This is a genomic window from Roseovarius atlanticus (assembly GCF_019802205.1).
In the GTDB taxonomy this organism is placed as follows: Bacteria; Pseudomonadota; Alphaproteobacteria; order Rhodobacterales; family Rhodobacteraceae; genus Roseovarius; species Roseovarius atlanticus_A.
On record NZ_JAHVHQ010000003.1, the window covers coordinates 860,112 to 872,920 of the forward strand.

The following is a 12,809-nucleotide window of genomic DNA, read 5'->3' on the forward strand; positions in this document are numbered from 1 at the left end:
GCGAAAACGCCGCGCCAGCCTTTTGCAAGCAACGGACCTACTTTTGCAAAAGGAGCGAGCGCATGCTCACCATGATGTTGCGCGGCACGACCGCGCTGATCTGTCTGTCACTGGCCGGGACGGCCACCGCGCAGGAGGAGCCGGGGTTCCTGGGAACGCTGATCCTGACACCCGGAAAGCGGGATCTCAGTTTTGGCACGGCGTTGTCGCGGACCGTCATCGACGAAGTTGAGATCAAGGACCGGCAGGCGAGCACGGTCGCGCAGCTGATCGATTCCGTACCCGGCGTCACGCTGGTAAACGGCACCACGCCGCAGGGGTCGGGGATAAACATCCGGGGCTTCGGCGCGAACACGACCTACGGGTCGGATCAGAAGATCGCGGTGCAGATCGACGGCGCGTCGGTTGGGTCGGAAGAGCTTTACCGCATCGGCACGCAGCTCTTCACCGATCCGTTTCTGTACAAAGAGGCCGAAGTGCTGCGCGGCACGATCGGCAGCTTTGCCTACGGCTCGGGGATCGTCGGCGGCGTCGTCCGGCTGGAAACCAAGGACGCCTCCGACTTTACGGGCGGGGAATTGGGTTTTGGCGGATCGCAGACGCTGGAATTCAGCACCAATGGCAACGGGTTCGTGAGCTCGACCAACCTCGCGTGGATGCCGGCGAAGGGAGCGGAGTTCCTGCTGAACTATACCTGGCGCGACCAAGGCACGCTGGAGGCCGGGGACGGCACCGAGATCGGCAACAGTTCGTTCGAGACGCCATCGTTCCTGGCCAAGGCCAGGTTCACCTTCGGGCAGGATGACGCGCATTCGCTGATGTTCAGCCATTCGCGGACCGAGGCGGACGACAAGGATGTGCCCTATGACCAGTTCCAGACGACGCCCGGCAGTTTCGGCCGGGTCGACCGGCTGACCGACACGAAACAGACGACCGTCGAGTACCGTTTCAATCCCGCCAACGACCTGATCGACCTGCGTGCGAACCTGTCCTACGCGGATCAGAAGATCGACAATACCTACATCGACGGAAGCTCACCCCTTCAAGGCGGCCAGCCGGTGGCCGTCTTCTGCGCCAACCCTTTCTTTGGCGTGATCTGTGCCGACAACCGCTATCAGACGACCAAGCTGACCCTTTCGAACCGGGCGATGTTCACGACCGGCACGATCGAGCATGACATGCTGGCGGGGATCGAGGGCATTCACAAGAAGCGCCTGGACGCCAATAGCGCGCCGGGCGGAACGGACGACCGTTTCGCCGCCTTCGTGGTGAACGAGATGACCATCGGCCAGACGACCGTGACCCCCGCGATCCGGTACGAGACATCACGGATCAAAAGTTCGCAGGCGCTTGGGAGCGCGCCTCGCAGCTATTCAAGTGACGCGCTGATGGGCGGCTTGGCCGTGGCCTATGATTTCGGCAACGGCGTTTCGGTGTTCGGCAGCGCGGCCTATACCGAGGGGCTGCCGCCGATCGACGATCTGGGTGACTCCGCCACCGCGCAGCGCCGCCTGGCCACGACCGAGAAATCGCACACGTTCGAGATCGGGGCCGCCTACACCGGAACCGACATCTTCCGGGAAGGCGACTCGTTCACGCTGCGCGGGAACCTGTACCAGACGAAGCTGTGGGACATCACGACCTATACCGCGGCCGGCGCCATGGGAAGTGATCTGGACGGTGTCACGACCGAGGGGGTCGAGCTTGAGGCGTCTTACGGGACCGCCCGGGGGTTCTACATCGACTTCGCCGGGCACGTGGGCGAGGGGCACGAGTACGATCCCGACAGCACCTCGCGGACATGGCGCAACTCTGCGGCGGACCGGGTGCAGCTGACAGTGGGTCAACGGGTTGGCGATTACCTCGATCTCAGCTGGGAGGTCATTCACGCCGCCGACCGCTTTAACTCGCTTGGCGCGGATCTGGGGGATACGACCGTGCATAACCTGCGCGCCACCTGGACACCCGCTACGCGCTGGCTGGAGGGCAGCGAAGTGCGTTTCGGGATCGAGAATGCCTTCGATGCGGATTACGTGGGGCACCTGTCTTCGCCCAACCGCAAGGCGCCGGGCCGGACCCTGAAAGTGTCGCTCAGCCGAACGTTCTGAAGGTGGACACGCCGGGCGACAGGTAACGCTTGGCTCGGGTAATAATATGAAAAATCCTACGGGCTGGCCCATGCTGGCGTCCGGCCCGAGGAGACTGTTTCACGCCCACGGATCCCGCCAGGCCCATGCCCGCTGGCGCGCGGTGGCCGCCAGTTCCTACACCATTTTCCGGGATACTACCGGGCAGGCCCTGCTCAGATCGCAAGTCGATACATTTCCTCACTCTATCCCGGCAGAAAGCTCGGTCGCGCGCCAAGGTGCGTTCTGCTACTCAATACAAGAACGACAACCGCCCAACTTGACGAGCGGAATGGGGGACAACGGATGCGGGTCGCTTTTCTTGACGATTTTCACAATGCCTACGAGAAAACAGACGGGGTTGCGCAACTCAGGCAGCACGCGGACGTTTGTATTTTCACAGAAGAAATTGGCGTCCCTTCTGAGCTTGGTGGTTTTGATGCCATCGTCGCAACGCGAGAGCGCACCGTCTTCGACCGGGAAATGTTGGAAAGCCTGCCTGACCTGAAGCTGCTCTGCCAAACGGGAAATCACGCCTACCACATAGATATGCTTGCGGCTGAACAGCTCGGCATCAAGGTCGGCAAAGCATCCGGGGGGTTTTGTGGCGCCGCGGGCGAGTTGGCGATCGCTCTCATGATGTCCTCTATGCGAAGAATTCCCCACTGCGACGCCGCACTCAAGGCGGGCGAGTGGCCAACGCCCATGACACCCGTCCTGCGAGGGAAGACGCTGGGGATTGTCGGCCTTGGCAACATCGGAAAATTCGTAGCGGGAATTTGCAAGGCTTTCGGAATGGAGGTCGTCGCCTGGGGAGGCCGCTTGAGCGACACGGCAGCCGCGGAGGTCGGTGTTCGCCGTGTTGACCTGGACGAGCTCGTGGCAATTTCAGATGTAATATCGGTCCATGCGACGCTTTCGCCTGCAACCCGGAGCCTCATCGATGCACGTCACTTTGCGCTCATGAAGCCGACTGCACACATCATCAATACCGCGCGCGGCCCAATTATCAACGAGGCGGCCATGATCGACGCCCTGAGAGAAAAAAAGATCGCAGGGGCTGGTCTGGACGTCTTCGATACCGAGCCCTTGCCCACGGATCACCCACTCCGAAAATTGGACAATGTCGTTCTGACCCCTCATCTCGGGTGGCCGACAGATGAAATGTATGCGCAATTCGCAGATGCTTCTCTCGAGATATTACTTGCCTACAAGAGCGGTGCAGAGTTTCCCGAATTCTCTTCGACCCATAGTTAACGCAGATCCGTGTCAGCCGCGCAAGGAATGCGAAGGTCACGAGTTTTCGGCTATTGAGCGCGATTGATTCCGGGTCATTCAAGAATTGAAGCAGTTTTGGCGCGAGTCTCGCGAAGGCGAGGCTATCGGACTCGTTTTTTGAAGGTTTCCGTCAAGCAGGAAAGAGCCACATCATGACAAGTTGCAAAAGGGCCGACCGAATGAAAATTGCCGTCTTTCCGGGCGACGGAATTGGAGACGAGGTGATCGGCGAAGCGGTGAAAGTCCTCAATGCTGCACTCGGTTCTTCCTATGAATACGAACTTGTTAAGGGGCTCATTGGCGGCGCAGCGATGGCTGCCTGCGGTGAAGCTTTGCCGGCTCGGACCATCGCGATTGCAGAAGAAGCCGACGCAATTCTCTTGGGAGGCTGCGGCCTTCCGGGAGATGAAACAATGTCCAGCGATGTCTCTGCAACCGGAGCGCTCTTGAAGCTGCGCAAGCGTTTGAATCTGTTTGCGAACTACCGACCCGTCAAGCCCCACCGGGCTCTGATCGGCGCTTCGACTCTCAAACCTGAGATTGTCCGTGACCTTGATCTGGTTGTCGTCCGCGAGACCAGTTCGGGCCTGTATTTCGGGCTTCCGCGAGGAATTTCGACTTTGCCGGGCGGCGAACGGGCGGGAACGAATACGCTGACTTACTCCGAGTCGGAGGTCGAACGGATCGCGCGGGCAGGTTTCGAGTTGGCGAGACGGCGCACCGGGAAATTGACGTCAGTCGACAAGGCAAACGTTCTTGAGTCCATGGTGCTCTGGCGCGATGTGGTTTCCCAGGTTTCCAGGGAGTATCCGGACGTTGCACTGTCCCATCTTTATGTGGACGCTGCGGCGATGGAATTGATGCGCGACCCCAAACAGTTCGATGTCATGGTGACTGAGAACCTCTTCGGGGACATCCTGTCCGATGCAGCTGCAATGCTGACGGGTTCTATCGGAATGCTGCCATCGGCAACGATGACCTATGGGCGCAAGGGTTTGTTCGAGCCGGTTCACGGGACCGCTCCTGACATTGCGGGACGAAATGTCGCCAATCCGATTGCAGCAATCCTCTCGGCGGCGATGATGTTGCGGATGTCCTTCGGGCTGGAAGAAGAAGCAATACGGATTGAGCAAGCTGTCGACAGAGTCCTGGACTCTGGATTGCGAACCCAAGACATATTCACTCCGGAAGGCGAGCTTGTTGGAACAACTCAAATGGGGGATGCGGTCGTGGCGGCGCTTGTCTGAACGACGCAACACCTGAAGAAGTCGGCGGTCTGTCAACGATGCTCTGCGACCGCCGAATGACGAGTTCGACCGTCTCTGCGGTGGTAAACGCCGCCCTTCCATCGCGATGTGACGGCTGATCCGGCCAGCCTTCTGCGGATACTTTACTCGATCCGATCCTGAGCGGCATTTCAAGGCACAGATAGACCAGAACCTGCTGTCCCAATGGGTCCTCAGACTGCGCATCGAGGGTTAGGTGTGCGTTCCCACGGTGTTGACGAAAAACCGCGATCGGCTGCTAATAACGGACATGTCGGGCAAGATCCTGGCCGTAATTCCGGGGCGTCGCAAATGGCGCCGGTGCTTTCGAACGATCACTTCCCGGTCGATGACGCTCTGATGAGGCCCGACAAAGAGCTTTGGAGTTGGAGTTCCAGGCAATGTTCGGACACGTCATGTACCGGAGTCGTGTCACGCGAACGCTTTTTCCGAGGCCTGCTCGCGCGTCCAGGCGCAGAGTTACATTAGCTCACTCCGGCAGCAGGATATTTCGGTTTCGTGAACCTGCGTCCGCCTCATATGCTCAGTAACAAGCCATGAGAGGAGGAGTTGATCATGGAGGGTGGAGCAAGATTTGACGTCATTGTTGTGGGCTGCGGTGCCGCTGGTCTGGCAGCAGCAACGGCATTTGCAGAGCATGCGCAAGGCAAACCCAAACCCAGGACCGTGCTTATTCTGGAACGGTCGTCGAAAGAGCAAAGAGGCGGCGCCACACGCTGGACCGGAGCCTTTCTGCGCATCACGGAGAACCGCAAACTCGACCCGGATTGGGCCGATCGTGTCAAGCGTGTTTCTGGTGGGTTGGCCAACTACGATTATTGCAAAAAGCTGGAGCAGGAGACTCCCGGCACTTTGAAATTCATCGAAGAGCGGGGCGTGAACATTCTCTTCCCGGAATTTCCGTTCGCTCACACGTTTGGAGACGAGAAGGATCCCGGCGTTCAGCCTCCGGGCATGCCCGACGGAGGAGGGCTAGCCATTGTGGAAGCGCTGTGCGGGCGCCTCGAAAAGATGTCGAACGTCACCTTCAAATACGAAACCGAAGCGCTTGAGCTGAAGACAGATTCCGAAGGTGCCGTCGACGGGTTGCTCATCCGTGAGTCCAGCGGGAAGACACAGAGCATCAAGGCAGGCGCAGTCGTGCTGGCTTGCGGCGGTTTTGAAGGAAACCCGGAAATGTTGACCAGATACCTCGGAAGCAAGGCCTGCGATCTTCCGCTGATCGCGCCCGGCATTGCGAACAACCGAGGCGATGGGCATCGAATGGCAATGAACCTTGGTGCAGATGTTGCGGGGCAGTTCGACATGATCCACGCCGAACCTGTCGATCGTCGGACCGGAAAGGCGGATGCCGTCATTTACACTTATACCGGCGGCATTTTCGTCAACGGCAAAGCGAAGCGGTTCTACGACGAAGGTAACGCCACATGGGACAACACCTTCGAGTTGGTCGGCTATGAAATCTGGAAAAACCAAAACCAGGAAGCCTATTGGATCGCGGACGCCAAGACGACGCAGATCGAGGGATGGGATATGGGATATCTGAGCGACGTCCCCCCCGAAACCGCCGATACCATCGAAGAACTCGCCGAAAAGCTTGGACTTGACCCGGCCAGTTTGCGGGCCTCGGTCGATGAGTTCAACGCGGCGGCTCACGATGGTCCCTTCGTTCCGGACGCGGTTGACGGCAAGTCAACAACAGGCTTGACACCACCCAAATCCAACTGGGCGGTCCGGTTGGACGAAGGGCCGTTTATCGGGATGCCACTGACGGCGGCCATCTGTTTCACTTATGGCGGCATCCGGACCGATCTGCACGGGCGTGTCGTGACGCCAAATGGCGTACCCATCCCCAACCTCTACGCCGCAGGCGAGCTGACAGGGCTGTTCTACCACGAGTATCCACCGGCAACGTCCGTTCTGCGATCCCTGACGTTTGGCCGTATCGCCGGAGCGCATGCCGCAGCGACAATGCCCGACTTGGCAGATGCCGTAACCTGAACTCAACCCGAAGCTCATGGCAATGACGGCCCGTACGGCCGTCATTCGACTTATGGAAAGACAAGCTCAATGCAGCACTATGACATGTGGATCGACGGCAAGTGGCAGGCATCCGAAAGCAAAGCCACCTTTCCAAGCCTCGATCCGTACACGGGAAAAGACTGGGCCACTTTCGCCAAGGGCGATTTCAGAGATGCCGATGCGGCAGTCCGATCGGCCGACCGAGCGTTTCGCGAAGGCGATTGGCCTGCCATGACGGCAACCCAGCGGGGTCGGGCGCTCTATCGTCTGGCCGACATGCTGGAAGCGCATGCCGAGGAACTCGCAGACCTCGAAGTTGCAGACAATGGCAAGCTCAAGGCCGAAATGCTCGTTCAGATGAAGTATCTTCCCGAGTGGTTTCGCTACTACGGCGGCATGTGCGACAAGATCGAGGGTCGCGTTACGCCAATCGATAAACCGGGACTTTTCCATCAGGTGGTCTACGAGCCATACGGGGTCGTCGTCGCGATCGCGCCTTGGAACTCCCCTCTGCTTTTGGCGACATGGAAAGTGGCGCCGGCACTTGCTGCCGGCAATACCGTCGTTGTCAAACCGTCAGAATTCTCTTCGGCGTCGCCCCTGCGCTTTGCTGAAATTTGTCACGAAGCGGGCCTTCCCCCCGGTGTTCTGAACGTGGTCACCGGCTACGGGGAGGAGGTAGGTGGCGCCCTGGTGGAACATCCGCTGACAAGCAGGGTCGCCTTCACAGGAAGCGACGTGGGTGGGCGAGCGGTTGCCCTCACGGCGATCAAGGACTTCAAGCCGGTTTCTCTCGAGCTGGGTGGAAAATCGGCGAATATAGTCTTTGAGGACGCAAATCTGGATGACGCTGTAAAGGGCGTGATCTCGGGAATTTTCGCGGCCACCGGGCAGACCTGCATGGCCGGCTCGCGGCTTCTGGTTCATGACAGCATTCATGATGAATTCGTGGAGAAACTGCTGGTATTCATGCAGGATGCGAAACTTGGCGACCCCAGGAATGCGGAGACCAATATCGCGCCGGTCTCGACGAAACCGCAATTCGACAAGGTGCTGAGCTTTTTTGAGATCGCGAAAGCGGAGGGCGCAAAATGCGTCATGGGCGGTACTCGCTCCACGAGGCCAGGCTGCGAGAAGGGTCTTTTTATCGAGCCAACAATTTATGTTGGCATCGACAACCGTATGAGGATCGCGCGCGAGGAAGTGTTCGGCCCGGTATTGTCCGTGATCCGTTTCGGCAATGACGATGAGGCGGTGGAAATCGCAAACGACAGTCCTTACGGCCTCGCAGCGGGGGTTTGGACACGCGATCTGGAGCGCACCATAACGCTGCCGCGCCGTATTCGGGCCGGTACTGTATGGGTGAATGCCTATCGGGTTGTCAGCTATCTTGCCCCTTTCGGCGGATTCAAGCAATCCGGGATCGGACGGGAAAACGGAGCTGCGGCGATCTATGAATACCTTGAAGAAAAAAGCATATTCATTAACCCGAAACCTGGAATCGCAAATCCCTTCGTTCTGAGCTGAGCGAGACCGAACTTCCGGTAAGGGGCGAGGTGCGGCAGATCTGCGCCACCAGCAGGTGCGATCGCGCGGGCACCATGTCCGCATTCAACCACCGCTCGCTCTCTGACAACTGCGCTCGGGTAGAGTGATATTTCCTCACGCAAGTGGTGCGGCAATGTGGTTTGTAGTTGCGCCTTGCCGGATGCCAAATGAGGTGGTTAGCACGGGAGGACTTCGTGACCGCAACGGGAAACATCGGGCCAGGCGTAAAGGGCGCGCAAATACTCCGCCACAATCAGGCCGAGAGCCCGCTGATCTGCCTTCCAACGCTTGCTGTGGTCAAGTTCGCCGCAGACCAGATCGCACGCGGAGTGGAATAGCGCGATGACTCCGACACCACGTCCGCTCGAAGGTAAGACCGTCATCGATTTCACGCAGATCGGGGCGGGCCCAACTTGCACAATGATCCTCGCCGATCTCGGGGCACGGGTCGTCAAGATTGAGCCGCCGGGAGGGGATATCGGCCGGACGCTTGGACCCGGCTGGATCGACGGCGTGGCCGCTCTGTTTCACGGCTTCAACCGGAACAAGCAGGGCCTGACACTCGACCTGAAGTCGGAGGTTGGTCAGGAGGTTGCCCTGCGTCTGATCGCGGATGCCGACGTGGTGGTCGAGAGCATGCGCCCCGGCGTGATGGACCGGCTTGGTCTGGGCGAGACGACCTGCAAGGCGGCCCAGCCGGATCTGGTGTACTGCTCCGTTTCGGCCTATGGGCAGACCGGGCCCTATTCCAGGCGCGCTGGCGTCGACGGCATCATGCAGGCCGATTCCGGGCTGATGAGCCTGATCGGCTTTCCCGAGACCGGACCGGCCAAGGTCCAAACGCCCATTGTCGATGTCTTCACGGGCTATGTCGCCGCCTGCGGTGTGCTCGCCAGCCTGATGATCCGCCAAGGTGACGAGCGGCCGCAGCTCGACATTTCCCTGTTCCGGTCTGCCATAGCGCTGCAGCAAGCCGCAATCACCAGCTACCTTGTCGACGGGGAAGAGCCGCGTAAGCAAGGCTCGGCGGCGCCGTATTCCGCACCGAACGAGGCGTTTCCGACCGCAGACGGATGGATCATGGTGGCGGCCTACAATGGCGGCCGATGGGAAAGGCTCTGTGACGTGCTCGGCTGCCCGGAACTTGCGGCGGCGCCCGGCCTCGCCACTTCGGGAGAGCGGGTCGCGAACCGGCAGCGCATGGTCGCTGTTCTGACCGAATATTTCTTGCGCCGGACCAATGCCGAGTGGTTCGAACTTTTGTCAGAAGCCGACATACTTTGCGCGCCGGTCTCGACCTATGGCGACCTTCTTCGGCACCCGCAGGTCGTGCAGGCAGATCTTCTTGCCCAAGTGCCACGGTCGAACGGAGATACGATCATGACGCCTGGACCCGCTATTAAATTCCATGGCACCGAACAACCAAGAATGACGGCGGCGCCGCCGCGGTCGGGCGATCCCCGGGAAGTGCTTCGTCAATTCGGTTTCAGCGATGAAGAAATTGATGCGGCAATCGCATCGCGTTGTTTCGGCGGTGTCCAATAGGCCTTCGGCACGATGAATACGCCCTGCATCGAATACAGATCTAGCGATATCGATCAGGGCAGGGGATCGTGGACTGGCCCACTGCACCCGGCGCAAATCCGTCATCATTCGCATGTGTCAGGCGCCTTTGATCGGAGATCGCAAAGATTGATATCCTGGCCAGTTGCCGTAATGTGACATCCCGACTGCTTAATTGGGCGGTATCCTATGCACGACCTTCCACCTCTCAACCCGCTTCGTGCTTTCGAGGCTGCCGCCCGTCACAGTTCCATGCGAAATGCGGCGGAAGAGATGAATGTGACCGCCGGCGCGGTAAGCCGGCAGGTCAAAGCGCTGGAGGAATGCTTGGGCGTCATGCTTTTTCGCCGGACCGCCAGCGAGATAGTCCTCACCGCTGAAGGGGAGCGGTATTTCCAGAGCATCTCGCCGCACCTTTGGGCCCTTGCTGAGGCGACCAAGCAACTGATCGGGAGCAAGGGACAGGAAGTGGTCCACATCCGGGCCTACACCACATTTGGCGGCAAGTGGCTTATCCCCAAATTATCCAATTTCTCCGACCTTCATCCAGGGGTCGAGATCCGGCTGACGACGTCCCTCGAGGCCGTCGACTTTGATCGGGAGAAGGTTGATGCCGCGATCCGGCTTGGCGATGGCGGCTATCCGGGGCTTGAGGTCGAGAAGCTGATCGAGAACCATCTGGCGCCGCTATGCACTCCGGAGTACGTGGAGCGACACGGGTTGAAGGCCAAGGAAGACCTGGCCGGCAAGAAACTCCTGCACACGCTCGCGCGGCCCGAGGACTGGCGGGTCTGGGTCGATACTGCCGGTCTGGGGCATCTGGTCGACTGGTACCAAGGGCCGAAATACGCAAGCTCCATGCTGGCCTATCAGGCTACGCTGGATCACCAAGGTCTGATGGTGGCGCAGAAAGCCCTGTTCCGAGACGATCTGGACGCTGGGCGGCTGGTTCAACCGTTTGGGCCGACGGTGACTCGTGGCGCCTTTACCTACTACCTGATCTATCCACGCAACCGGATGCGCAACCCCGCGCTTCGCAAATTCCGGACCTGGCTGCTACAGCAATGCGGGGCGGAACGGAATGACGAGGCCGTCATTCCCGCGCTGACACGGTTCGGCCAGGCCTGAGCCTTCGAAAAACCTACCCTGGGGCTTCCATTGCCTACTTACCGCAAATTGCCTCAAGCCTCGACGGGCGTGCGAAGGGAGGGACGTGGTCGCGCATGACCTGTCGCGGCTGCCGAACGATGCTGCAATGGCAAGAGCCGACTCCTTGAAGGCAATTTCGGGAGAGCGTGAGCATATGTCAACGCGGGCCTGCGCAACTGTCCTTTGCGACCAGGTTCGTGACCAATCAATAGTTATTTCAGGAAACGAGCAGCTGGCGGCCGCGTCCCGCAAAGTGACGGGGCTCGAGCCGAAGCTGGCTACTGCGATTAGGCTACCGGAGGCAATAAAGATGGAAAACACCTTCAAAAAAGGTTTGGACGGACGCGATGTCACCCTACTGGCCTCCCGCAGCAAAGCAGGCGGAAAGGGTACGTTCCCCCGAATTCCTTCTCATACCCCGGTCGCCGGTCTCTACGAAGATATCGAGCTGAGCGGGCCGGCCTCTCTCTACAGCTACACCGTTATCCATCCCAATCCGAAATTGGCAACGTCGGCTTTCGTCCTGGCTCTTGTCGACTACCCCGGCGAGACGCGGGTGTTCGGGCGCCTGTCCTGCCCGGCGGAAGATCTCCGGATCGGCATGAGCGTGCATGCGATCGCGGAAGGAGGCGGGGTGGGGTCCGAAGCGGTCTATCGCTTCGTGAAGGCCGAGGAGCCATCGGCATGAGCACGACAGTCCACATCGCCGGTACCGCCATGACGCCTTTTGCCCGGCACGAAGACAAATCCATGCAGGACCTGGTCCAAGCCGCCGTTCTGGGAGCACTTGCCGATGCCGGGCTCGAGCCGGGCGATGTACAGGCGATGTACAGCGCCAACGTCTACGGCGGTATGATCCTGGGTCAGGTGCTGGCGCGGGACCTCCAGATCACTGGTCCTGCGCTCTACAATGTCGAGAACGCCTGCGCCAGCGGCGCGACCGCGGTCCACCTTGCCCGACAGGCCCTGCAGCTGGGCGTCTACGACACCGTCGTGGTCTGGGGCGTCGAAGCACTGACTCAGCTGGGCGGCGGCACGATCCCGCTGCAAAGGAACGACTATAAGACGCAGCTCTATTCGGACCAGGGCATGACGCTTCCCTCGGTCTACGCGATGCGCGCGATGCGGTACTTGTATGAGCGTGGCGAAAGCCCCGAGATCCTTGCTCGCGTCGCCGTCAAGAACCGCGCCGCCGGGGCGCGCAATCCCTATGCGCAACAGCGCAAGGAAGTCACGTTGGAGGAGGTCCTGACCTCGCGCCCCGTGGCCGAACCGCTGACCCTGCTGCAATGCTGCCCGTCGATGGTCGATGGTGCGGCCGCCGTGGTGCTTACGACGAAGCAGCCGAAGGGCAGGCAGAAGGCTGTTCGCATCCTCGGCTCCGCCGTCCAATCCGGTCATCAGGAACTGGGCTGCGAGGATATTCTCGATGCGGAAATCACCGCCCGCACTGCTCGCAAGGCCTATGAGGAGGCCAGCGTTCCGCCTGCGGACGTTGATGTCGTGGAACTGCACGACGCATTCACCATCGCCGAACTGCTTTACTACGAAGCCCTGCAACTGGCCCCACCCGGCGAAGGCGCCGCCCTGCTGCGCCGTGGTGACACGGCGCTTGGCGGCAGGGTCCCGGTAAACCCAAGCGGCGGACTGCTGGCCAAGGGGCATCCGCTTGGGGCGACAGGCGTCGCGCAGATGGTCGAGATCACATGGCAGCTGCAGGGCCGTGCCACCGGCCGTCAGGTCGAAGGCGCGAAGATCGGGCTGACGCAGTGCACAGGCGGCGGAATTGCAGGCGTGGACCACGCGGCATCCTCCGTCCATCTGCTGGGGGTCTGAT

The 12,809-nt window shown here is 60.2% G+C and carries 9 protein-coding genes; all 9 read left to right on the forward strand.

Annotation, left to right across the window (positions count from 1 at the left end; all coding sequences use genetic code 11):
* Nucleotides 1–62: 62 nt before the first annotated feature.
* The 9 genes from KUV49_RS10125 to KUV49_RS10165 all read left to right on the forward strand — a co-directional run bounded on the left by KUV49_RS10125 (nt 63) and on the right by KUV49_RS10165 (nt 12,808).
* Complete coding sequence (locus KUV49_RS10125; protein WP_222449842.1) at nt 63–2,108, forward strand: TonB-dependent receptor domain-containing protein; 2,046 nt, start codon at nt 63–65, stop codon at nt 2,106–2,108.
* A gap of 324 nt (nt 2,109–2,432) precedes the next feature.
* Nucleotides 2,433–3,383: a D-2-hydroxyacid dehydrogenase family protein gene (locus KUV49_RS10130; protein ID WP_222449843.1), complete on the forward strand. Its 951-nt coding sequence runs from the start codon at nt 2,433–2,435 to the stop codon at nt 3,381–3,383.
* A gap of 200 nt (nt 3,384–3,583) precedes the next feature.
* Nucleotides 3,584–4,651 (forward strand): 3-isopropylmalate dehydrogenase, encoded by a 1,068-nt coding sequence (gene leuB, locus KUV49_RS10135; protein WP_222449844.1) that lies wholly within the window; start codon nt 3,584–3,586, stop codon nt 4,649–4,651.
* Nucleotides 4,652–5,245: 594 nt separating this feature from the next.
* Nucleotides 5,246–6,691 carry an FAD-binding protein gene (locus KUV49_RS10140; protein WP_222449845.1) on the forward strand — a complete coding sequence of 482 codons (1,446 nt, stop codon included), beginning with the start codon at nt 5,246–5,248 and terminating at the stop codon, nt 6,689–6,691.
* Between the two features lie 69 nt (nt 6,692–6,760).
* Nucleotides 6,761–8,239, forward strand: a complete 1,479-nt coding sequence (locus tag KUV49_RS10145) for an aldehyde dehydrogenase (RefSeq protein ID WP_261391153.1) — start codon at nt 6,761–6,763, stop codon at nt 8,237–8,239.
* 363 nt (nt 8,240–8,602) lie between these two features.
* The gene (locus KUV49_RS10150) at nt 8,603–9,805 is read left to right on the forward strand and encodes a CaiB/BaiF CoA transferase family protein (RefSeq protein ID WP_222449846.1); all 1,203 of its coding nucleotides are present in this window, start codon (nt 8,603–8,605) and stop codon (nt 9,803–9,805) included.
* 207 nt (nt 9,806–10,012) lie between these two features.
* Nucleotides 10,013–10,951, forward strand: coding sequence for a transcriptional regulator GcvA (gcvA, locus tag KUV49_RS10155; protein ID WP_222449847.1), 939 nt, complete (start codon nt 10,013–10,015; stop codon nt 10,949–10,951).
* 331 nt (nt 10,952–11,282) lie between these two features.
* Complete coding sequence (locus KUV49_RS10160) at nt 11,283–11,660, forward strand: Zn-ribbon domain-containing OB-fold protein (RefSeq protein WP_222449848.1); 378 nt, start codon at nt 11,283–11,285, stop codon at nt 11,658–11,660.
* Nucleotides 11,657–12,808: a thiolase family protein gene (locus tag KUV49_RS10165; RefSeq protein ID WP_222449849.1), complete on the forward strand. Its 1,152-nt coding sequence runs from the start codon at nt 11,657–11,659 to the stop codon at nt 12,806–12,808. Before KUV49_RS10160 ends, KUV49_RS10165 begins: the two co-directional genes overlap by 4 nt.
* The last annotated feature ends 1 nt before the right edge of the window (nt 12,809 follow it).

Bases quoted from the DNA above. Each gene is read 5' to 3' on its own strand.
- KUV49_RS10125 (WP_222449842.1), top strand. From the start codon at position 63: ATGCTCACCATGATGTTGCGCGGCACGACCGCGCTGATCTGTCTGTCA.
- KUV49_RS10130 (WP_222449843.1), top strand. From the start codon at position 2,433: ATGCGGGTCGCTTTTCTTGACGATTTTCACAATGCCTACGAGAAAACA.
- leuB (WP_222449844.1), top strand. From the start codon at position 3,584: ATGAAAATTGCCGTCTTTCCGGGCGACGGAATTGGAGACGAGGTGATC.
- KUV49_RS10140 (WP_222449845.1), top strand. From the start codon at position 5,246: ATGGAGGGTGGAGCAAGATTTGACGTCATTGTTGTGGGCTGCGGTGCC.
- KUV49_RS10145 (WP_261391153.1), top strand. From the start codon at position 6,761: ATGCAGCACTATGACATGTGGATCGACGGCAAGTGGCAGGCATCCGAA.
- KUV49_RS10150 (WP_222449846.1), top strand. From the start codon at position 8,603: ATGACTCCGACACCACGTCCGCTCGAAGGTAAGACCGTCATCGATTTC.
- gcvA (WP_222449847.1), top strand. From the start codon at position 10,013: ATGCACGACCTTCCACCTCTCAACCCGCTTCGTGCTTTCGAGGCTGCC.
- KUV49_RS10160 (WP_222449848.1), top strand. From the start codon at position 11,283: ATGGAAAACACCTTCAAAAAAGGTTTGGACGGACGCGATGTCACCCTA.
- KUV49_RS10165 (WP_222449849.1), top strand. From the start codon at position 11,657: ATGAGCACGACAGTCCACATCGCCGGTACCGCCATGACGCCTTTTGCC.